The following is a 21,680-nucleotide window of genomic DNA, read 5'->3' on the forward strand; positions in this document are numbered from 1 at the left end:
CGCAATCTCTTTAAGGAAAGACACGTCCGTTACGCTGCCTGAGAAAAAAGAGCACTATTTGATGCACCAGTCAGTATCTCGCACAAGCGAAGACCCCGGCAGAATCGAAGGGAGAATGGGACCTCCTGAAGATTCGCGCTGTGATTCCCAAGTCAGAGGCGTTTCAACCCGCGGATCAAACTCAATGTCCGCTCGTGAAGACGTTGGCCAACAAGTAGTTCCTCGGTCCAGCGGGCGCGGCCAACGCGGAGTTGCGCTCGAAACTATTTGAGGCTCTTGAGAGTGCTTCCGCACGAGCACTTCTTATTATTCACTCGTCGAGTCGAAGTGCCGAGTTGTCGCTAGGTTGCCTGACGCTTCCGCGGCCTCATAGTCCCAGTCAACTTGCCAATGGTTCGGCGACGGTGGGTACGCTGAGCAGCTTTACCGTGGGCCGATGGGAATGCGTTACCAATTCGAGCAAGCCGATGGGGCAGGTTAGTGCATTTGTTCGGCTTTGAGGCGGCGGCGACTGAGTTCAAGCAGCCTATGTTTGGTAAGGCAAGTCCGAGAAAAGGCGCAAATGCGTGATTTTTCGAGCGAGACGGAGCAAATCGTTTAACGCCACTCGCTGCTCTCAACACGTCGAGAGCGGCACTCAGAGCATAGGTACATGCAGATGATGAGGATCGGCCATCATGTCCGCCACGCGCCTTAGAGCTTCGCGGCAACTTTCCTGGTCCTGCGGCCCGCCGAGACACAAGCGCAATGCATTCGGTGGATTTCCATCCGTGGAAAACGCGGCGCCGGCCACCGCGCCGATGCCTTGATTCCGCAACTGCAAGGCCAACTCCGAGGCACTCCAGTCACACAGGGAAGGCACCGGCAGCCACAAATGAAACCCATGCGGATCGGCATCGAACGCGAGTCCATGCAACTCGGCCGAAGCGATGGCCTGCCGCGCCGCCGCTTCGTCGCGAATGGCGCACAGCACATCCGCGGCCGTGCCATCGGCGATCCATTGCGTCGCGAGCAGCACGGTGAAGGGACTCGGCATAACCGTCGTCGCACGCAATGCTCCCGCGATGCGCTGGGTCTGTCGCGGCGTAGGTGTCTTGAGGTACGCGACTCGCAATCCCGCACCCAGCGTCTTCGATAAACCGGTCACGTGATACGTCAATTCGGGCGCGAGTTCAGCGAGCGTGGCGGGCGCATCGAAAGGCAACATGCCATACGGCTCGTCTTCGATGATCGGCACGTTGTAGCGCAAGGCCACATCGGCGAGCGCTTCGCGCCGCCGCCGCGTCAACGTCAACGTGCTCGGGTTCTGCAACGTCGGATTGCAGTAGAAGGCGCCCGGCTTCTCCGTCTTGCACAATGCTTCGAACGCATGCGGAAGCGGCCCTTCGTCATCCCGGGGCAAGGCCTGCAAGCGCACGCCCAGTTGCGATGCAATCGCCTTGATCCCGGGATACGCGAGCGAATCCAGACAGATGACTTCGCCTGGCCGCGCGAGCTGCGACACGAGTGCCACGAGCGCGCCATGAATGCCCGGACATACGAGCACGTTATCGACATCGCAATCGGGAACGCGCTTTCGAAGCCAGTCGCGTCCTGCCGCACGATCGGCTGCCGTGCCGCCGAAATCCTGATAACGCAGTAACTGGAACGGATCGGCGCGCTCCATGAGATGAGCCGCAGACGCGCGCAATCGCGCCGCCAGCGCGGACGGTTCGGGCGGCATGTTCATCGACATCTCGACGCTGCCGCCGCCCGCGAGCGGCAACGTCTGCGTCCTGCCGCGCACGAACGTGCCGCTGCCCGCGCGCGCATCGAGCAGGCCGCGCTTGCGCGCTTCCGCATACGCACGCGCGACGGTCGTGTAGTTGAGGCTGAGCAGATCGGCGAGATCGCGCAAGCCGGGCAGCCGGTCACGCGGCCGCAATCGGCCGCTCGCCAGGTCTTCTTCGATCAGATCGGGAATCGTCAGATAAGCGGGCCTTCTACTCTCTTCGAGTTTTCTGATCCAGTGATGCGCCGGCTGATTCATGACTGCGCCCGTCCTCGGAATGGCTTCGATTCACCTTAGCATGACAAATCAATCGAAAGAAAAGAGATCGCATGCGCTGATCGCACTTGATTGCATTGATCGCATCGATGCACAGCTTCGGTGTTCCGCGCACCATGTACAGGCTTCGCCGCGCTGAAAGCGTGCGCGCATCGCTCGTGCAAGGCTCACGCGCATCACGGCGAAAGCCCGTCCGGAGCGGCTTGCACGAAAATTTTTCGCGTCGCGCATGCAAGTTCGTTTTGCTTGATTGCATGGTGATTGCATTTTGCGGGCCAATCATTGGCATATCCGTTGCGTTTGAGCGTTCGCCGTCGCGATGAAACAGGACGGCATCGACCTGAACCCAACATCGGAGAATGCCATGCCCGCAGTCAATCAACCGCTTCACAAGAACGGCGATTATCTTGTCGACTACGAAGAGAAAGTCTTCGAAGACGTGAAGGCCGAACCGGGCGAGAAAGCGCTCGTCACGTTTCATACGGTCGCGTTCGAAGGCTCGATCGGCTTCGTGAATCTGCTGCAAGCCACGCGTCTGCAACGCAAGGGCTTCGATACCTCCGTGCTGCTTTACGGCCCCGGCGTCACGCTCGGGCTGCAACGCGGCTTCCCGACGCTCGGCGACGAAGCCTTCCCCGGTCATCTCAACTTCAACAAGCAGCTTCATAAGTTCATGGCCGAAGGCGGCAAGGTCTACGCATGCCGCTTCGCATTGCAGGCGCTTTATGGACACGGCGAAGCTTCGCTCATCGAAGGCATTCGTCCGATCAACCCGCTCGACGTGCTCGATCTCCAGTTGCTTCATCGCAAGGAGAACGCGCTCGTCATCCATACCTGGACCGTGTGACGATCATGTCCGATGCCCTTTCGAAAAAGCGCATCACGCGCGCCGCCGCCGTGCAGATCACGCCGGACTTCGAGCGCCCGAACGGCACGCTCGACCGCGTCTGCACGGCTATCGACGAAGCCGCCGCGAAAGGCGTGCAGCTTATCGTGTTCCCCGAAACCTTCGTTCCGTATTACCCGTACTTCTCGTTCGTGCGCGCGCCGGTGGCATCGGGCGCCGATCACATGAAGCTCTACGACGAAGCAGTCGTGGTGCCGGGTTCGGTTACGCACGCGGTCGCCGAACACGCGCGGCGCGCGAACATGGTCGTCGTGCTCGGCGTGAACGAGCGCGATCACGGCAGCCTGTACAACACGCAGCTCATCTTCGATACCGACGGCACGCTGCTTCTCAAGCGCCGCAAGATCACGCCGACGTTCCACGAACGCATGATCTGGGGACAAGGCGATGCGGCGGGCCTGAAGGTCGTCGAGACCCGTATCGGCCGTGTGGGCGCGCTCGCCTGTTGGGAGCACTACAACCCGCTCGCGCGCTATGCGCTGATGACGCAGCACGAAGAGATTCATTGCAGCCAGTTTCCCGGTTCGCTCGTCGGACCGATCTTCGCGGAGCAGATCGAAGTGACGATCCGCCATCACGCGCTCGAATCGGGCTGCTTCGTCGTCAACGCGACAGGCTGGCTGACCGATGCGCAGATCGAAGCCGTCACGCCCGATCCGAACCTCCAGCGCGCGCTGCGCGGCGGCTGCAACACCGCGATCGTATCGCCCGAAGGCCAGCATCTCGCCGAGCCGTTGCGCGAAGGCGAGGGCATGGTGATCGCGGATCTGGACATGTCGCTCATCACGAAACGCAAACGCATGATGGATTCGGTCGGTCACTACGCGCGGCCCGAGTTGCTGAGTCTCGCGATCAACGATCGCCCGGCATCGCCCGTCACTTCTTTCAAGGACACCTACGACGATGAACGCCCGCGAGAACCTGCCGGCATCGAGCCGGCAATTGATGACTGAGCTTCAGTCGACGGGCCTGCGGCTCGTCGATCCGCACGCGGGCGTGTCGAGCCGGCGCGGCGGCGCGGGACCGTCGGATCACAAGGCGGTGACCGTGGATGGCGTAACCATCATGGTGCCCGTGCATACGAGCACCGCGTGGGAGTCGCCGTTCGTCGCAGCTCAACCCGACGAGTACGGCCATAGCGCGCTCATGCGCAATGCGATTCCGATCGCGAGCATCAGCTTTCCGAAAGCACCGCGCTTCTACGCGATGCAGACGCTCGATGGCGTGCCGTACTCGCACATCGCGACGCTGCATGGCGCCGATGTGCTCGCGACGACCGTGTTGCAGACCTGCATCCGCTACGAAAGCCGGCGCAAGTCGTGCAAGTTCTGCGCGATCGGGCAATCGCTCGCGGCGGGGCGCACGATCGCGCGCAAGACGCCGGAGCAGCTCGCTGAAGTGGCGCGCATGGCCGTATTGCTCGACGGCGTGAAGCATATGGTGCTCACGACCGGCACGCCGCCCACACCCGATCGCGGCGCGCAGATTCTTTGTGAAGGCGCGTTCGCGATCAAAGCCGCGGTCGATCTGCCGATTCAGGCGCAATGCGAGCCGCCGGACGACGACCGCTGGTTCGAGCGCATGAAGGCAAGCGGCATCGACACGCTCGGCATGCATCTCGAAGCGGTGACGCCCGCGGTGCGCGAACGCATCATGCCCGGCAAGGCGAGCGTGCCGGTCGCGCGTTACATGGAGGCGTTCGAGGCGGCGGTCGCCGTATTCGGACGCGCACAGGTGAGCACGTACATTCTCGCCGGACTGGGCGATAGCGCGCAGGCCATCGTGGATACGGCGCGCGAGCTGATCGCGATCGGCGTGTATCCGTTCGTGGTGCCCTTCGTGCCGATCAGCGGCACGCCGCTCGAAGATCATCCCGCGCCTTCGCCCGAATTCATGCGCGCCGTGCTCGCGCCCATCGGCAGGATGCTTGCGGATGCTGGCATGCGTTCCACCGACATCAAGGCGGGCTGCGGCAAATGCGGCGCGTGCTCATCGCTTTCTTCGTACGAGGTGTGACCATGTTCGTCGAAGCCATCGAAGGCGATGCGTTCGATCTCGATTACACGCCGGTCGAATACCGCGTGAAGTGGGCGACGCTGCCGTGGGAAGCGCACGAGGCGTACAAGCTGCGCCGCGCCGTGTTCTGCATCGAGCAGGGCGTATTCGTCGGTGACGATCGCGACGGGATCGACGAGCGCGCGCAATTGCTGGTCGCGCTGAGTTGCGTCGCCGGCATGCCGGAGCAGGTCGTCGGCACGGTGCGCATCCACGAAAGCGAACCGGGCGTGTGGTTCGGCTCGCGGCTCGCGGTGCACGCGGCGTTCCGCTCGCACGGAAAGATCGGCTCGACGCTCATCCGTCTCGCGGTATCGAGCGCGCATGCACTCGGCTGCCAGACGTTTCTCGCGCACGTGCAGGCGCAAAACGCTCCGCTCTTCAAGCGCCTGCGCTGGGACACGCAACAGGAGGAAATGCTCTTCGGCCGCGCGCATCATCTGATGCGCGCGCAACTCGATGCTTATCCGCCCTGCGTCACGCCGCAGAGCGGTTTCGTCGCGCTGGCGCGGAGGCTGCCGTGAATGCGCTCGCCGGTCTCGTCGAACGTCTGCGCGAGAGTCGCGGCTTTCGTCACAAGCGCGATATCTCGCATGTTCTCTCACGCGTGCCTTCGGCTGCACAGCCGGTTGCCATCGGCGACGACTGCGCCGCGATTCCCGATGACGACGGCTTTCTGCTCTTCGCGATCGAAGGCATGGTGAGCGACTTCGTCCGTTCGATGCCGTGGTTCGCCGGCTACAGCGGCGTGATGGTGAACGTGAGCGACATCTACGCGATGGGCGGACGCCCGCTCGCCGTCGTCGATGCATTGTGGAGCGGCAGCGCCGAAGACGCGGGCGAGGTGCTGGCGGGCATGGCGGCGGCATCGCGCGTGTACGGCGTGCCGATCGTCGGCGGTCACAGCAACGTGCGCAGTGACGCCGCGCAACTCGCGGTCGCGATCGTCGGCCGGGCACGCAAGCTTTTGACGAGCTTCGACGCGCGTCCTGGCGATGCGCTCGTGATGGCCGTCGATCTGCGCGGCGGTTTCGAGGAGCCGTATCCGTTCTGGAATGCGTCGGTCGGAGCGCCCGCAGGCCGCGCTCGCGCCGACTTCGAACTATTGCCCGCGCTCGCCGAAGACGGTCTGTGCGATGCCGCGAAGGACATCAGCATGGCGGGCGCGCCCGGCACTGCGTTGATGCTGCTCGAATGCTCGGAGGTCGGCGCGCGCATCGATCTCGATGCATTGCCATGTCCCGCCGATGTCGAGTTCGAACGGTGGCTCACGGCATTTCCGAGCTTCGGCTTCGTGTTGTCCGTGCGAAAGAAACACGTCGATGAAGTGCTTGCGCGCTTCGCATCGCGTGAAATTGCGGGCGCTGTGATCGGCGAGGTGGATGCATCGCGCGAAGTCGTCGTGACGCGCGGCGGCGAGACCGCATTGCTATGGAATCTGCGCGAGGAGCCGTTCATATGCGCGCGATGAACAGACTGCGAATCGCGCTGCTCACGCATTCGGTGAACCCGCGCGGTGGCGTCGTGCACACGCTGGAACTCGGGCGCGCATTGCATGAGATGGGTCACGATGTCACAGTGTTCGCGCCGGCGCGCGCGGGAGAGACGATGTTTCGCGCGTCGCCTTGCCGGGTCGTACTGGCCCGCGTGGAAAGCGAACGGCAGGGCATGGTTCGCATGGTCGAGCAACGTATCGGCGCGTTGAAGCGCGCACTCGTGGATGAAGACGCGAGCCGCTTCGATGTGTTGCATGCGCAGGACAGCATCGGCGGAAATGCGCTCGCCGAACTGAAGGAAGCAGGTGCGATTCGCGGCTTCCTGCGCACGGTTCATCATCTCGATCAGTTCGACGATGCGCGACTGTTCCACTGGCAGCGTCGCGCATGGCAGGACGCGGATGAAGTGCTGTGCGTGAGCGATGCATGGACGCGCACGATGCGCGAAACATACGGCGTCGTGGCCCGAACGGTGACGAACGGCATCGACCGCACGCGCTATGGCGCTTGCGCCGATGGCGGCGCGAACGGTCTTCGTGAACGCCTGGGCATCGGCGTAGGACCTGTCGTGCTCGCGGTGGGCGGCATCGAGGAGCGCAAGAATACGTCGATGCTGCTCGAAGCGTTCGCTTTATTGCGTGCGCGACGGCCAAGCGCGCAACTGGTGCTGGCAGGCGGCGCGAGCCTTCTCGATCACGATGGCTACACACGCCGCTTCCTTGCGCGCGCCGGCGAACTGGAACTCGATATCAGCAACGAAGGCACGCCGGTCATCGTCACCGGCGCGCTGCCCGATAGCTCGATGCCCGCGCTTTTCCGTCTCGCCGACGTCGTCTCGATGATCTCGCTTCGCGAAGGCTTTGGCCTCGTCGTGCTCGAAGCGCTCGCGAGCGAACGTCCGGTTGTGGTGTCGCGCATCGCGCCGTTCACCGAGTATCTCGACGAACGGACGTGCGTCTTCACCGATCCCGACGACGCCGTGTCGATTGCCGCTGCGCTCGACCGCGCGATCGACGGCGAGAGCGGCATCGACTTCATCGGTGCGACGCCCGCGCTGTTGCGGCGCTTCACCTGGCAATCCAGCGCCGCGCGTCATCTCGACATCTACGGCAAGTGGCTCGTCCACGCACCGCTCGTGCTCAACCCATAACCGAGGCAACAACATGCCAGTCATGCATTTCCTGATTCGCTGGCCGGACGGCGCAGAGGCGAACTGCTATTCGCCTTCGACGGTCGTCGGCGAATACTTCGCGGCGGGCGAAAGCTATCCCGTCGACGAATTCGTCGCGCGCTCGCGCGAGGCCTTGAACATCGGCTCGGAACGCGTGCGCGAGAAGTACGGCTTCGCGTGCTCGGCCGCGCTCGATCAGCTTGCACGCATCGAAGAGGATGCGCGCCGTTTCAGCGAAGCGCACGACGCACGCGTGACCGTGCTCGCGCTCGATTGACTATCTGTGGAAGGGGAAGCGAAATGTCCAACATGGATTCGACTCAGGCCGCGCCCGCGCATTACAGCGTGATCGTCGTGGGCGCCGGGCAGGCGGGGCTGTCGGTCAGCCACTTTTTGCAGCACGCGAACATCGACCATCTCGTGCTGGAGAAGCACACGGTCACGCATACGTGGCGCACCCAGCGCTGGGACACCTTCTGCCTCGTGACGCCCAACTGGCAATGCGCGCTGCCCGGACACACATATGAAGGCGCGGACCCGCACGGCTTCATGAAGAAAGACGAGATCATCGAATATCTCGATGCGTTCATCGCGAAGGTCAACGCGCCGGTGCTCGAAGACGCGGCGGTCTCACGCGTGACGCGCGATGCGCACGGACGCTACTTCGTGAAGAGTACGCGCGGCGAGTTCACGGCGGACCAGATCGTGGTCGCGTCGGGCGGCTATCACACGCCGATCGTGCCGCGCATGGCCGAGCGTTTGCCGCAGCGCATCGCGCAGATGCAGTCGTCGGAATACCGCAATGCGGATACGTTGCCGCCCGGCGCGGTGCTCGTCGTCGGCTCGGGTCAGTCGGGCGCGCAGATCGCGGAGGATCTGCATCTGTCGGGCCGCAAGGTGCATCTCGCGGTCGGCGAGGCGCCGCGTTGCGCGCGCTTCTATCGCGGCCGCGATGTCGTCGACTGGCTCGCGGACATGCGCTATTACGACATGCCCGTGACCGATCATCCACTGCGCGAAGGGGTGCGCGACAACACCAATCATTACGTGACGGGCCGCGACGGCGGGCGCGACATCGACCTGCGCCGCTTCGCGCTGGAAGGCATGGAGCTGTTCGGGCGGCTTGAAGACTATCGCGACGGCAGGCTGCGCTTCGCGGCGAATCTGCGCGCGAATCTCGACGACGCCGACGATACGTATAACCGCATCAACGCGAGCATCGACGGATTCATCGCGAAACACGGCATCGAAGCGCCTTCCCCGGTACGATACGAGCCGCTCTGGCAGCCGCAGGACGAACGCGTTGAACTCGATCTGCACGCAAGCGGCATTACGTCGATCGTGTGGTGCATCGGCTTCACGCCGGACTTCGGCTGGCTCGACGCGCCGGTATTCAACGGACGCGGATATCCGTCGCACATGCGCGGCGTGACGGCGGTGCCGGGGCTGTATTTCGTCGGCTTGCCGTGGCTGCACACGTGGGGTTCGGGCCGCTTCTCGGGCGTGGCGCGCGATGCGCAATACGTCGTCGATGCGATCTGCGCGGAACGTGCGAGCGCGCCGGATCGCGCGTCGATCGCGTGTGCGTGAAGGTGAGCCATGCCTCATCACGACGACACGTATCGCGCCGGCATGCCGCAACTCAACATCGCGGGTCTCTCGGAGAACTGGCTGCTGAAGGAGTGCGGCGACCGGCATTGGGACGCACTCGCGCGCGAAACGCAGAGTGACTTCATCTCCGACGAAGGCAGTCGCGCGTATGCCGCGTTCACGTCGATCCGTCTGCGCGCGCAAGGTATGCGCGATGTGCGCGAGAACGATACCTTTTGCATTCGCACGGAACTGTCGCGTGTCGGGCCGGCTCGGCATCTGAGCGAGCATCGTGTGAGCGGGCGCGACGCAATGAGCGTCGCCGTGTCGATGATGTCCACCTTCGTGCTTCGCACCGAGGCGCGGAACAACCGCTCGGTCGCGCGCGCAAGCTTCTCGACGCTGAAGGGCGATATTGTTCCGATGAATTCGGCCATCTCCGACATGCAGGAGGCCGCGCGCGCGTTGCGTCTTCGCGAGGCCGATGCGCGCATCGCGGAACTCGGTCTGCACGAGGATACGACATGTGCGCCGCTGACGTTTTTGCCTTGTCCGTATAACGATTTCAACGGTGCGGACTTTCTCTACTTCGCGAGCTTCCAGGCCTTTGCCGATCGCGCGGAGTGGCAGACGTGGCGACTCGAAGACACACCCGCGATCGTCTCGAGAGAGTTGCACTTTCACGGCAACATCGATGTTGGCGAGAGCCTGCGCCTGACGTTTCGGCGCACAGTCGTCGACGAGACACGCGTGACGCACTGGTGCGAGATCGAGCGCGCAAGCGACGGCAGGAAGATCGCCGACGTCCTCACGCACAAGACACGGAGGCGTGCATGAGCCGTCCGCGACGCGTTCCATTGAAGCCGCTTTACACGTCGGCGGATCTCGACGGCATCGAGCATCTCGGTTCACAACCCGGCGCGCAACCCTTCGTGCGCGGACCGTATGCGTCGATGTACACGTCGAAGCCCTGGACCATCCGCCAGTACGCAGGCTACGCGGATGCCGCGGATTCGAATCTCGCGTTTCGCCGGGCGCTGGCGCAAGGGGCGCAAGGCCTGTCCGTGGCCTTCGATCTGCCGACGCAGCTCGGCTACGATTCCACCGATGACGAAGCTAGCGCCGACGTCGGTCTCGCAGGCGTGGCGATCGATACCGTCGACGACATGGCGCGTCTCTTCGAAGGCATCGCGCTCGACCGCGTCTCCGTGTCGATGACGATGAACGGCGCAGTGTTGCCGGTGCTCGCGGCGTACATCGTCGCGGCGGAGGAGCGCGGCATCGCGAAAGCAGCGCTCTCGGGCACGGTGCAGAACGATATCCTCAAGGAATTCATGGTTCGCAACGCCTACGTGTTCGCACCGGAACCGTCGATGCGCATCGTCGCGGACGTCGCGCAGTTTCTGAGCGAGCATATGCCGCGCTTCAAGGCTCTTTCCGTATCGGGATATCACTTTCAGGAAGCGGGCGCCGATGCATCGCTGGAACTCGCGCTCACGTTCGCTAATGCACGCGAGTATCTTCGCTCGCTGCGCGCGCGAGGCCTGAGCGTCGATGCGGTCTGCGAGCAACTGAGTTTCTTCTTCGGCGTTGGAACTGACTTTTATACGGAGATCGCGAAATTGCGCGCGGCGCGCCTGCTGTGGTCGCGAATCGCCGCGGAAGAGGGTGCGAGCACGCCGAAAAGCCGCGCGTTGCGCATGCATTGCCAAACGTCGGGCTGGTCCCTCAGCGCTACGCACACGCAGAACAACGTCGTGCGCACGACCGTTGAGGCGATGGCCGCCGTGTTCGGCGGGACGCAGTCGCTGCACACGAACGCGCATGACGAGGCGCTCGCGCTTCCGTCCGCATCGGCGGCTCGACTTGCGCGTGACACGCAGCTCATTCTTCAGCGCGAAATGGGTTTGTGCGATGTGATCGATCCGTGGGCCGGCTCGTACATGATGGAATCGCTGACGTCGGATCTCGCCGAACAGGCGCGCGCAATCATCGACGAGATCGAGGCGGGCGGCGGCGCTCGCGAGGCGATTCGCACGGGCTGGGCGCAGCAGCAGATTCAGGCAGGCGCGGCCGCGACGCAGGCGCGCATCGACGCGGGGGAACAGGTGATCGTCGGCACCAACGCATTTCAGGCGACCGAGGCAGATGATGATGCTCCTGCATGTGTCTCGATCGATGGTGAACGTGTGCGTGTGCAACAGTCGCGCAGAATTGCCGAAGTCAAACGCCGACGCGACGAATGTCGCGTAAGCACCACGCTCTCGGCATTGACTCGCGCCGCACACGACGATGCCGGCAACCTGCTTGCACTGACAATCGATTGCATGCGCGCACGGGCTACAGTGGGCGAATGCACACGGGCGCTTGAAGCGGTTTGGCCTCGTCATGAACCGGCGCCGGCTGATGCGACACGAGTATACGGAGGAGCGCGCATTCAGGACGCCGCATGGCGCGCAGCATGCGCTCACGTCGCGCGACTGGAAACGGAACTCGGTAGAAAACCACGTCTCCTGATGACGAAGCTGGGACTCGATGGACACGATCGCGGCGCGAACATCGTGACAGCGGCGCTCAAAGACGCGGGCTTTCATGTGGAGGTGACCGGCTTGTTCGCCTCGCCGATGGAAGCGGCCGAGCGTGCCGCTGAGGAAAGATGCGACGTAGTCGGCGTGTCGTCACTTGCCGGAGCACATGGGACCCTTGTGCCTCAACTCCTGCGCGAGCTTGCGAGACAAGACGTGCACGGGCCGATCGTCGTAGGCGGTATCGTGCCCGATGAAGATGCGCGTTTCCTACGAAAGCAGGGCGTAAACGAGATATTCAACCCTGGCGTAACGATGCACGAGCTCATCGAGCGACTGGTGCAACTGATCGAGGCTCACAGGCAAGACATTCGGACATTCTCAAGGAGTATTAGCGCAGCCGCGCCTCGAAGTTCGCAGCGCAAAGCCGTTCAAGAAGGTCGGCGGAAGGTCGAAGGTAGCACGCGGCGGTAAAGACAGCCGCGCACCTGGATTAGTACACTGCTTGCCTCAAATAGTCAGCAACTGCTTCTCTTTTTCATTTCGTCGATGAGCGACTATAAGAGCAACTTGAAAGGAGAGAAATCATGCAGTTACTGAGTATGATCCGGATCGTTTTGTGGAGCTTCTTCGGCATCCGGAAGCGTTCATCTCACGAGGCGGATTTCGCCAAGGTCAATTTCATTGCATTGCCCTTCGTGGCTGTCATTATCGCGGTGGTGATCTGGGCTGTCTTGTTCGGTGCTGTTCACCTGCTCGCCGGTAGTGCGAGTACCGCTCAAGGATTCTGAGGCCTGCTTTCCGAATCGGTTTAGATTGGCGGCAGCGACTCGCTTTGAGTTGATACGCATACTTGAACTTGGTGAATAAACCAGAGAATGGCGGGTCGCGGGTGTCGGCCCTCGGACGTCCGAACGACGGTGGGCCTCCGGTAAGCGTCGTTCAATTTGGGGTTTCGCCCCCGTGAGAGGGATCCTGTTTCTGACGCTGGCAGCATTCGGCCGGCGCGAAACGACGCGCGCGGGCATCTCTGGCCCATTAACGGCGAAAAATCAGCGTTGCTGCGTGACGGATCGATTCGCGGCCTGGCGTTGCGACGCCATTTGGTCGGCTTGCAATCGCGCTTCAGCTTTTTGCAGCCTGGCCGGGTAGTCCACGTCATCAGGGATCGGGTTGTATCCGGCTCGTTCGAGATTGGCGAGTTCGGCACGTACTTGCGCGCGCGTGAGTGGCGCGTCGGTTTGAGCGAACGAAGCAAAGGGAGACGAGGCGAGCAAGGCGAATGCAGCCGTTACGAAAATCTGTTTCATCACATACCTACTTTTTGGCGTCAGTTCATCTGAAGTACTGCTAGAAGCCTCGAAGTATATGCGCCAGATGCTAGGTATTTACCCTTATTCAAACAACAGTACATTGCGAAACGCACAATTCTGCGCGCCTGAGAGCCTCAAATGGACCGCAGGAAGGCGGTCGACACGCCCAACCGAAGGTCTGAGGAGAGATTGCGCGACCGTGCGATTTCCTTGGTTAGCTGCATGACCGTGCGGCACGCGAGCGTCAGTTCGCCATGCGGCGACATGGCCAGCGCAATGAAGCGCGGCACGGACGGTTCCACCACCATTGATGCCTGCAACGGGCATTCCTTTTCAAGATTGGCAATCGCGTAAGGTCCCAACAACGCGTAGATGCCGCCATCGGCCACCATGTGCGCCTGCAAACTCAAAGAGTCGGCTTCTGCCGCGAAATTCAGGGAGACCTGGTGTTCACCCGCGATTTGTTCGAGCCGGTCGCGCCAGCTATTGGGGCGGCAGAAAAAGACCAAGGGAATCCCGTCGAGCTTCGAAAAAGCAATCGTGGACTGTTTGGTCAGAGCATCGCCTTTCGCGCCGACCAGGTAAGTCGCCGCCTCAACCAGATACACGTCACCGTTTTTCGGCGTTGGACTATTTCGAAAGAGGATGGCCAGGTCAACACTGCCGTTTTCCAACCACGTATCCAACAAGGCCCCTTGGCCCTCGCGCACCTGTAACTGCACCAGGGGATAACGCTCCCGAAGGCGATGATAGAGCGTGCTGACAAGCGGATGAGCGGTGGAGGGCAAGATCCCGAGTCTGACCACCCCAATTGGCTCTCCCGCCGTGCTGCGGATGTCGTTGGACAACTGTTCCGTGCTGGCAAGCCACGCCCTTACGCGCGGAGCAATCCGCGCCCCTAAATCGGTCAATACCACGCCGCGCCCTGTCCGTTGAAACAAGCGGCCGCCGCAGTACTGCTCCAGCTCAACGATCTGGCGGCTGATGTGCGGCTGACTGGTTCCGTAGGCCACAGCCGCCTTGCTCAAGCTCCCGAGTTCTGCCGCGTCGATAAACAGCTTCCAAGCCGCGTAGTCCACCGCCAAGCCTCTCATGAGATATGTCAGATCAGTATAGCTGAAATGTGTGGCTAGGCAGTTCTCGCATGGGCTGGCCATCCCTACACTGCAACGCATGCACCGTTGTTCCAGCTTGATGCGAAACGAGCAGCGGGCTCTCCTCTACTGAAGAGGAGCCGAAAAGCTCACATTTGGAGACGTCATGAAAGCAATCGATCTGCGCGGTTTGGTCCCGGCACCCGTTACCCCTTTCACCCGCGACGGCGCGGTGGACCATGCAGCAATTCAACGTCTGGGCTCCTGGCTCGGCAGCATTGAGGGCGTGAAAGGTCTGACGGTGCTCGGCCACGCTGGCGAAGGCACGTTCATGACGCAGAAAGAACAGGCTCAAGTCATCGAAAGCTTTGTGAAGTCCGTCGACGGCAAGATTCCGGTCATCGCCGGTATCACGCTCGAAGGTACGCAAGTCGCCGTCGACGAAGCGAAGCGCGCGGTCGAGGCCGGCGCGTCGGCTGGTTTGGTGTATCCGTCGCACGGCTGGCTGCGCTTCGGCTACCAGAAGGGTGCGCCGCAAGACCGCTACCGCGCCATCTACGAAGGCAGCGGCCTGCCGCTGATCCTGTTCCAGTACCCGGATGCAACCAAGGCGACGTACAACCTCGAAACGCAGCTCGAAATCGCCGCACAGCCGGGCGTGTTCGCGATGAAAAACGGCGTGCGCAACATGCGTCGCTGGGATGTTGAAATCCCCATCATCCGTCGCGAGCGTCCGGAACTGCAAATCTTGACCTGCCACGACGAGTATCTGCTGCACACGATGTTCGATGTTGACGGTGCACTGGTCGGCTACGGCGGCCTGGCCCCTGAGCCGCTCATCGAGCTGATCAAAGCAGGCAAGGCGAAAGACTACCAGGCCGCACGCGCGATCCACGATCGCCTGCTGCCCGTCACGCGCAATGTGTACCACCGTGGCTCGCACATGGAAGGCACCGTGGCACTCAAGCACGGCCTCGTGGCTCGCGGCATTCTCGAGCACGCCACGGTGCGCTCGCCGTTGCTGCCGCTCGCGGAAGGCGCGGACGTTGAAATCGCCGACGCACTTCGCTCGGCAGGCCTCGTCGACTGACGCGGCGGCGGCGGTTTCATAGCCGTTATGACGATAGCGAAGCGCTGCCCCCGCTTCGCTATTCGCGTTAAGCAGTCACGGCGACGCATGAACTCTCGTTTCGCGCGTCGCCCATAACAGGATCGGGAAACGACCAAATAAGCTCCAACATCGCGACACAACAAGACAGAACCGCGATCGGTGCTTCAAAAAAGAAGAAGTCCGAGGGCCCATAAAATGCAGCTTTTCAGGAGACAGCATGAACACCCCTTTGACCGCCTACAGCGTCGGCGTTGGTCAATCCGAGAGCTCAACCCGCACCACGAGCGAGCAGTTGCGTGCGGCGAACCTGCTGTTCCGCATCGAGAACGTACCGTTCTGCCGGTGGCACACGAAGGCCCGTATCGTCATGGGCAGCGCGACCCTCTTTGACGCATTCGACGCCCTCTCGCTTGCCTTCGTACTGCCTGTATTGATTGGCCTCTGGCATCTTTCTCCCGGCCAGATCGGCGTGCTGATCGCCGCTGGCTATCTCGGCCAGGTCGTAGGCGCGTTGGTGTTCGGCTGGCTCGCTGAGCGCATCGGTCGCGTACCGAGTGCGACGGTGACTGTGGGTGTGATGTCGGCCATGAGCATCGTCTGCGCCTTCACCGGCAGCTTCCATATGCTGTTCCTGATGCGCTTTCTGCAAGGCATTGGCGTGGGAGGAGAAGTGCCCGTCGCGGCCACGTACATCAACGAGCTGTCGCAAGCGCATGGCCGGGGACGTTTCTTTATTCTGTACGAACTCATTTTCCCGCTGGGTTTGCTCGCAGCCGCGCAACTGGGGGCGTTCATCGTCCCCCGCTTCGGTTGGGAGTATATGTTCCTTGTGGGGGGCATCCCGGGCATCATTGTCGCCTTCCTGATCGCACGACTCCCGGAATCGCCGCGCTGGCTCATCTCAAAGGGGCGCTTCGATAAGGCGGAAGGAATCATCGAGCGTATGGAGGCCAGCACGCCCAAGCGAAACCTCGATACGCAGACGCAGAAGGCCGAGGTTGACGAGCGCGTGGTGAGTCTGCTGAATGGCCTGCAGTCGAAGCAGAGGGGATCGTGGAAGGAACTTTTCTCGCCGTTCTACCGTGGGCGCACCATCGTCGTGTGGTTACTGTGGGCGACCTCTTACTTTGTCGCGAACGGCATCAATAACTGGCTGCCGAGCCTCTACAAGACGGTCTACCATCTGCCGTTGCAAGAGTCGCTTCACATGGCGTCCATCTCCAACGTCCTGAGTACGTGCGGGGTGCTTGCCTGCGCGTTGCTGATTGATCGGGTCGGGCGCCGCCGCTGGGCAATGGCCTGTTTTGTCATCAGCGGGATTCTGCTCGCCGTGCTTGGCATTCATGGCGCAGGCAGTGCATGGTCCGTGATGTTCCTGGGATCGTCGGCCTACGCGGTGATGGCGACTACCACTGTACTTCTGTACCTGTACACCCCTGAAATCTATCCGACCCGGATGCGCGCGATCGGTACGGGCCTCGCGACGTCCTGGCTGCGAGCCGCTTCTGCTGCTGCGCCTGCGATCGTTGGCGTCGTATTAACAGGGAAAGGTATCGCTGCGGTATTTATCCTGTTTGCCGTGGTCAGCGCAGTGGGCTTCTTTGTGGCTTCGCGAATGGTGGAGACGACCAATCGCGCGCTCGAAGAGATCTCTCCGTAACCGCTCGCATCCCCTTGCCGCTCCTTCTCCTGATGTGACTCAAGGGAAGGAGCGTCCTGGTTCGCAACACTGCTAATTTCAGCGCGACCGGTTCACAGATCGCGACAGAGATTCAACGCCGTCCGTTCGTAGTCCTGATCGGCTAGCGCACGGCAAAGGTCGCATATAACAATATGAATGGAGATAACCGAAATGAAAAAGACACAACGGGTCATGGCCCGAGCTTCTGTGCGGAAAGTCGGTGGCACACTTGGCATAACAGCGATTCTAAGCTCCAGCCTCGCATTGACCTCTGTTGGCGCCCGCGCAGATGGTGGCTCCCAGGTCCAACTGTATGGAATCGTCGGCACCTATGTCGGCAGTGTCAAACGTAGTGACACGCCGCAATCCACGGTACTCATGGGCAGCGGCGGGCTGACCACTTCGTTCTGGGGAATCCGCGGCAAGGAAGATCTGGGCGGCGGCGTCAGCGCCATCTTCGCTCTTGAGAGCTTCTTTCAGCCACAGAACGGCGCACAGGGCCGCAATGCGACAGACCCGTTCTGGTCACGCAATGCGTATGTGGGCTTTCAGGGCGACTTCGGCCAGTTGACCTTCGGGCGGCAAAGAAATCCGACCTACACGGCGGAATCCCTCATCAATCCGTTCAGTTCGTCGACTGTCTTTTCTCCGCTCGTCCTTCAGACGTTCGTGACCAATTATGGTGGCACGATCATCGGTGATACGGTGTGGAATAACACCGCCAAGTACACAACACCGGACTTCAAAGGTTTCGGCGCAACAGTGATCTATGGCCTCGGTGGCGTTGCGGGTTCGCCCGGCGTCGGTAACCTCGGCGTTCACCTGAATTATCAAGGTCACGGTCTCACGGCCGTGCTGTCCGGCCAGCGCGTGCGCTACACCGCAGCTGGGCCGGTCGGCGCGCAGTACGCCTATCTCGCGGGCGCAGCGTACGATTTCAAGCTCGCAACGCTTTACGGGGCGTGGGCGATGACAAGTGACGTGAGCACGCCCACAGGCAGTCACACCTACGAGGCGGGTCTGTCGATCCCGTTCTCACCAGCCGACTTCCTCCTCGCCGAGTGGGCGCGTACGCAACGGTCCGGGCCGACCGCTGCGACCAACACCCTTCGCAACACCGCTTCTCTCGGCTACGACCACTTTCTGTCCAAACGTACGGACATTTACGCGATTTACTCTTATGACAAGCTGAGCGCTCACCCCACCGGCAACACCTTTGCCGTCGGCATTCGCCACACGTTCTAATTCCGAACCCGGTCGGTCCGCACCTACTTGATTGGACTCAGTGGACCATTGCACCGTGAGACATTCGGCAGGCGGGGCAACTGCCTCTATGAGTCTGCTCTGGGACTCGGTCCGCACAAACTCTGCCTGCGGGTGTCGGTTGTACCCTCGGAAGCGGCCGTCCCCGTTACGTGAGCCTGAACGGCAACTCAGGGTCGTGCGCGGAAGTTCGCTCCGCGGTTTCGTAGCTGCGAGGCGCATGGACTCCGAACTTCGGCGGTCGGCCATGAACTGCCCTTCGTGAGCCATGGAACGGTGCCATCTGGGCGATCGCTTTGCACACGAGAGCGGTCGTTTGGTTGGTCACCGAACTAGACGCCCTCTATAGAGCGAGGCCGAAGGCAACGCGGCGCGAAATGGTTCGGTTCCCCGATCTCGAAGCGGCCGTTGCAGCTCGACTGGCCGGCGCTATCTGCGAAACAGATGCGGCTGGCTGTCGATGATCCCGCGAATGAAGTCCCACACGAAGCGAATCCGCCTGGTCTTGAAGAGATCTTCAGGCGCCGCGAGCCATAACGTGCGCGTGATTTGCGCGTGGTCGGGAAACAGATTGATCAGGTCCTGGCGGCCCGTGGCGACATACGGCGTCAGAAGGCCGATGCCCATGCCAGCTGCGACGGCCTCACGTTGCGCGAGTACGCTCGTCGACGTGAATCGTCTCTTCGGCTTCGATACGAGCTCGTCAAGGATGCGATAGCGCTCGCTCACCGAGCCGTCGTGCACGTAGTCGACGAAGTCGTGCTCGGCGATATCGGCAAGGTCGCGAATGGGCGCGTGCGTGTCAAGATAGGCGCGCGAACTGTAGAAGAAGTAATCGACATCGCCGAGACGCGTGACCGTGTAGCGGCCCATCTGCGGCGGCTCCAGCGTGACGAGAATCTCGACCTCGCGCGTGACCAGACTCGGGAACTGCGGTTGCGCCATCAACTCGACGAGAAGCTCGGGCTGCTGCCTGTTGAGCTCGACAATGCCCGATGCCAGCACATGAATGCCGAACGCCTCAGGCGTGCCCACGCGCACCGTGCCGTGAATCGCGGACGACTGGCTCATGTGTTCCTCGAGCGCGCCGAGCATCGCGTTCTCCATGCGCTCCGCGTGCGGCACGAGCGCCTTGCCAGCGTCGGTGAGGGAATAGCCGTTACGCCGCCGGTCGAACAGCACTGCGCCGAGCGATTCTTCCAGCCGATTGATGCGGCGCGATACCGTTGAATGCTCGACATTCAGGCGTTCGCCGGCTGTGGAGATCTTCCCCGTGCGTGCGACTTCGAGGAAGTATCGAAAGTCGGTCCATTCCAGATCGTTCTTCATGATCTCCGTTCGCCGTCTCGTCATGTCACGACGATAGCCGATGATGATGGGATACGGATCAATCATCGCATGCTCCGGCGGGCTGCATCGATGAAGCGCGGGCGGGCGCGAGCAGCCCGCCCGGTGACTGGAACGCGTGCGGCCTTAAAACGCGAACGAAAGCGCAGGCTGCGTGCGGGCCTGCAGTTCCTCGCGCGACACGCCCGGAGCGAGCTCCTTCACGACGAGGCCTTCGTCCGTCACATCGATGACCGCGAGATCCGTGATGATCCGGTTCACGACACCTGCGCCTGTCAACGGCAACGCGCAGCGCCGCAGAATCTTCATTTCACCGGTACGCGTGGTGTGCTCCATCAGCACGACGACGCGCCGCGCCCCGCCGACGAGATCCATCGCGCCGCCCATGCCCTTGACCATTTTGCCGGGGATCATCCAGTTCGCGAGATCGCCGGCCTCGCTGACCTGCATCGCGCCGAGTATCGACTGATCCATGTGGCCGCCGCGGATCATCGCGAAGGACATCGACGAGGCGCAGATCGATGCGCCCGGGACCATCGTGATGGTCTGTTTGGCGGCGTCGATGAGATCGGGGTCGATCTCGTCCTCATAAGGCGGCTCGCCGATGCCGATCAGCCCGTTCTCGGATTGCAGCCAGACCTGCATGCCGTCGGGCACGTGCTGAACGACCTTCGTCGGCAACCCGATGCCGAGATTCACATAGTCTCCGTCGCGGAGTTCGGTGGCCGCTCGGGCCGCCATTTGCTCGTGGTTCCAGGCCATGATTTGCTCTCAGTTGCCGCGCGCGCGAAAGCTTCTGCGTTCGATGCGCTTGTCGGGATGACGGTTCAGGACGATGCGGTCGACGAAGATGCCGGGCAGGTGCACGTCATCGGGATCGATCTTGCCGATCTCGACGATCTTCTCGACCTCGGCGATGGTGATGTTGCCCGCCATCGCGACATCGGGATTGAAGTTGCGCGCCGTGCGCGAGAACACGAGATTGCCCGCGCGGTCCGCAACCGATGCCTTCACCAGCGAGACATCGGCGTTCAACGCGGTTTCCATGATGTAGCGCTTGCCCCCGAAGACGCGCGCTTCCTTGCCTTCGGCGATCACCGTGCCCACGCCCGTGCGCGTGAAGAACGCGGGAATGCCGGCGCCGGCCGCGCGCAGGCGTTCGGCGAGCGTGCCTTGTGGCGTGAATTCGAGTTCGAGCTCGCCCGATAGATACTGGCGTTCGAATTCCTTGTTCTCGCCGACATAGGACGACACCATCTTTCGGATCTGTCGCGTCCTGAGAAGAATGCCCAGGCCGAAATCGTCGATGCCTGCGTTGTTGCTGATGCAGGTGAGATCGTTCACGCCGCTGTCGCGAAGCGCGAAGATGAGGTTCTCCGGGATGCCGCACAGGCCGAATCCGCCGATGGCAATGGTTTGCCCGTTCCCGACGACGCCGGCGAGCGCGTCTTCGGGTGTCTCGAATACCTTCTCCATTTCTAGGAGTATGCGCGGCAGAAATCTGATGTCATCCGGCCGAGCCGGGTAAGCGTTGTTAGGAGATGCCAATAAGCTATCTTCCCTACGAGCCGCAGCAGCAGATGTTGCTGCCCCACGCGCTGCAAGACTGGCTGCCTGAAGGGCACCTGGCCTATTACATCAGCGACACGGTGGATTCGCTCGACCTGTCAAGCTTCCATGCGCGGTATGCGGGCGGCGGCCCGCGCAATCAACCCTTTCATCCGGCGATGATGGTGAAGGTGCTCGTCTACGGCTATGCGACCGGGGTGTTCTCGTCGCGCAAGCTGGCCAGGAAGCTGCATGAAGATGTCGCGTTCCGGGTCCTCGCCGCGGGCAACTATCCGGCGCATCGCACGCTTTGCGACTTTCGCGCCTTTCACTTGAAGGAACTGTCGGACCTGTTTGTGCAAGTGGTGAAGCTGGCCAAGGAATGCGGACTGGTCAAGCTCGGGACGATTGCCGTTGACGGCACGAAGATCAAGGCCAATGCGTCGCGTCATAAGGCGATGAGTTACGAGCGGATGAAGAAAGCCGAGCTGGAACTCAAAGAACAGATCGATGCGCTGCTGGCCAAGGCGAA

Annotated in this window: 22 protein-coding genes; 15 read left to right on the forward strand and 7 right to left on the reverse strand. The window is 62.0% G+C overall.

From position 1 onward, the window contains the following. Positions 1-637: 637 nt before the first annotated feature. Entirely contained in the window at positions 638-2,029 is a 1,392-nt protein-coding gene (locus AWB78_RS37415; protein WP_062611759.1) for an aminotransferase-like domain-containing protein, read from the reverse strand. Continuing rightward, positions 1,983-2,330 carry a hypothetical protein gene (locus tag AWB78_RS47885; protein ID WP_198399427.1) on the reverse strand — a complete coding sequence of 116 codons (348 nt, stop codon included), beginning with the start codon at positions 2,328-2,330 and terminating at the stop codon, positions 1,983-1,985. Before AWB78_RS47885 ends, AWB78_RS37415 begins: the two co-directional genes overlap by 47 nt. A gap of 81 nt (positions 2,331-2,411) precedes the next feature. Between AWB78_RS47885 and AWB78_RS37420 the strand changes: the two genes are divergently transcribed. From AWB78_RS37420 to AWB78_RS37470, 11 genes are all read left to right on the forward strand, one after another. Then, a complete protein-coding gene (locus tag AWB78_RS37420) occupies positions 2,412-2,894 on the forward strand; it encodes an MSMEG_0572/Sll0783 family nitrogen starvation response protein (protein WP_062611773.1) in 483 nt (160 codons plus the stop codon). A 5-nt stretch (positions 2,895-2,899) separates the two neighbouring features. Continuing rightward, positions 2,900-3,907 carry a Nit6803 family nitrilase gene (locus AWB78_RS37425; RefSeq protein WP_062611775.1) on the forward strand — a complete coding sequence of 336 codons (1,008 nt, stop codon included), beginning with the start codon at positions 2,900-2,902 and terminating at the stop codon, positions 3,905-3,907. Further along, complete coding sequence (locus AWB78_RS37430) at positions 3,900-4,970, forward strand: MSMEG_0568 family radical SAM protein (RefSeq protein ID WP_062611760.1); 1,071 nt, start codon at positions 3,900-3,902, stop codon at positions 4,968-4,970. The genes AWB78_RS37425 and AWB78_RS37430 overlap by 8 nt, the downstream gene beginning before the upstream one ends. 2 nt (positions 4,971-4,972) lie before the next feature. After that, a complete protein-coding gene (locus tag AWB78_RS37435; protein ID WP_062611761.1) occupies positions 4,973-5,533 on the forward strand; it encodes an MSMEG_0567/Sll0786 family nitrogen starvation N-acetyltransferase in 561 nt (186 codons plus the stop codon). Next, positions 5,530-6,480: a sll0787 family AIR synthase-like protein gene (locus AWB78_RS37440; protein WP_062611762.1), complete on the forward strand. Its 951-nt coding sequence runs from the start codon at positions 5,530-5,532 to the stop codon at positions 6,478-6,480. The genes AWB78_RS37435 and AWB78_RS37440 overlap by 4 nt, the downstream gene beginning before the upstream one ends. Beyond that, complete coding sequence (locus tag AWB78_RS37445) at positions 6,468-7,655, forward strand: MSMEG_0565 family glycosyltransferase (RefSeq protein WP_374729516.1); 1,188 nt, start codon at positions 6,468-6,470, stop codon at positions 7,653-7,655. Before AWB78_RS37440 ends, AWB78_RS37445 begins: the two co-directional genes overlap by 13 nt. A gap of 13 nt (positions 7,656-7,668) precedes the next feature. Then, positions 7,669-7,953, forward strand: a complete 285-nt coding sequence (locus AWB78_RS37450; protein ID WP_062611763.1) for an MSMEG_0570 family nitrogen starvation response protein — start codon at positions 7,669-7,671, stop codon at positions 7,951-7,953. Between the two features lie 23 nt (positions 7,954-7,976). Next, positions 7,977-9,266: an MSMEG_0569 family flavin-dependent oxidoreductase gene (locus tag AWB78_RS37455; RefSeq protein ID WP_062611764.1), complete on the forward strand. Its 1,290-nt coding sequence runs from the start codon at positions 7,977-7,979 to the stop codon at positions 9,264-9,266. Between the two features lie 9 nt (positions 9,267-9,275). Continuing rightward, positions 9,276-10,103 carry a Pnap_2097 family protein gene (locus AWB78_RS37460; protein ID WP_062611765.1) on the forward strand — a complete coding sequence of 276 codons (828 nt, stop codon included), beginning with the start codon at positions 9,276-9,278 and terminating at the stop codon, positions 10,101-10,103. Next, positions 10,100-12,265 carry a methylmalonyl-CoA mutase gene (scpA, locus tag AWB78_RS37465; protein WP_232478034.1) on the forward strand — a complete coding sequence of 722 codons (2,166 nt, stop codon included), beginning with the start codon at positions 10,100-10,102 and terminating at the stop codon, positions 12,263-12,265. The genes AWB78_RS37460 and scpA overlap by 4 nt, the downstream gene beginning before the upstream one ends. Before the next feature lie 113 nt (positions 12,266-12,378). Continuing rightward, on the forward strand, positions 12,379-12,582 hold the full coding sequence (locus AWB78_RS37470) for a DUF2970 domain-containing protein (RefSeq protein ID WP_062611766.1): 204 nt from the start codon (positions 12,379-12,381) through the stop codon (positions 12,580-12,582). 261 nt (positions 12,583-12,843) lie between these two features. On the opposite strand, the gene AWB78_RS37475 is transcribed toward AWB78_RS37470, so the two are convergent. Together AWB78_RS37475 and AWB78_RS37480 are read right to left on the reverse strand one after the other, a co-directional pair. Then, positions 12,844-13,101 (reverse strand): DUF4148 domain-containing protein, encoded by a 258-nt coding sequence (locus AWB78_RS37475; protein WP_062611767.1) that lies wholly within the window; start codon positions 13,099-13,101, stop codon positions 12,844-12,846. 137 nt (positions 13,102-13,238) lie between these two features. Beyond that, the gene (locus AWB78_RS37480; protein WP_062611776.1) at positions 13,239-14,183 is read right to left on the reverse strand and encodes a LysR family transcriptional regulator; all 945 of its coding nucleotides are present in this window, start codon (positions 14,181-14,183) and stop codon (positions 13,239-13,241) included. A gap of 181 nt (positions 14,184-14,364) precedes the next feature. On the opposite strand from AWB78_RS37480, the gene AWB78_RS37485 reads away from it, so the two are divergent. From AWB78_RS37485 to AWB78_RS37495, 3 genes are all read left to right on the forward strand, one after another. Then, positions 14,365-15,288 (forward strand): dihydrodipicolinate synthase family protein, encoded by a 924-nt coding sequence (locus AWB78_RS37485; RefSeq protein ID WP_062611768.1) that lies wholly within the window; start codon positions 14,365-14,367, stop codon positions 15,286-15,288. Positions 15,289-15,526: 238 nt separating this feature from the next. Next, positions 15,527-16,969 (forward strand): MFS transporter, encoded by a 1,443-nt coding sequence (locus AWB78_RS37490; RefSeq protein ID WP_062611769.1) that lies wholly within the window; start codon positions 15,527-15,529, stop codon positions 16,967-16,969. Positions 16,970-17,161: 192 nt separating this feature from the next. Beyond that, positions 17,162-18,235, forward strand: coding sequence for a porin (locus AWB78_RS37495; protein WP_062611770.1), 1,074 nt, complete (start codon positions 17,162-17,164; stop codon positions 18,233-18,235). A gap of 447 nt (positions 18,236-18,682) precedes the next feature. Here AWB78_RS37495 and AWB78_RS37500 read toward each other — a convergent pair whose 3' ends face one another. The 3 genes from AWB78_RS37500 to AWB78_RS37510 all read right to left on the reverse strand — a co-directional run bounded on the left by AWB78_RS37500 (position 18,683) and on the right by AWB78_RS37510 (position 21,076). Next, positions 18,683-19,648 carry a LysR family transcriptional regulator gene (locus AWB78_RS37500; protein ID WP_232478035.1) on the reverse strand — a complete coding sequence of 322 codons (966 nt, stop codon included), beginning with the start codon at positions 19,646-19,648 and terminating at the stop codon, positions 18,683-18,685. Positions 19,649-19,726: 78 nt separating this feature from the next. Continuing rightward, positions 19,727-20,362 carry a CoA transferase subunit B gene (locus tag AWB78_RS37505; protein ID WP_062611771.1) on the reverse strand — a complete coding sequence of 212 codons (636 nt, stop codon included), beginning with the start codon at positions 20,360-20,362 and terminating at the stop codon, positions 19,727-19,729. Positions 20,363-20,371: 9 nt separating this feature from the next. Further along, the gene (locus AWB78_RS37510; RefSeq protein ID WP_062611772.1) at positions 20,372-21,076 is read right to left on the reverse strand and encodes a CoA transferase subunit A; all 705 of its coding nucleotides are present in this window, start codon (positions 21,074-21,076) and stop codon (positions 20,372-20,374) included. A gap of 65 nt (positions 21,077-21,141) precedes the next feature. On the opposite strand from AWB78_RS37510, the gene AWB78_RS37515 reads away from it, so the two are divergent. Continuing rightward, on the forward strand, positions 21,142-21,680 hold a 539-nt coding region (locus AWB78_RS37515; RefSeq protein WP_198399358.1), incomplete at its 3' end, for a transposase.

It is taken from the genome of Caballeronia calidae, from assembly GCF_900044055.2.
GTDB classification, from domain to species: domain Bacteria; phylum Pseudomonadota; class Gammaproteobacteria; order Burkholderiales; family Burkholderiaceae; genus Caballeronia; species Caballeronia calidae.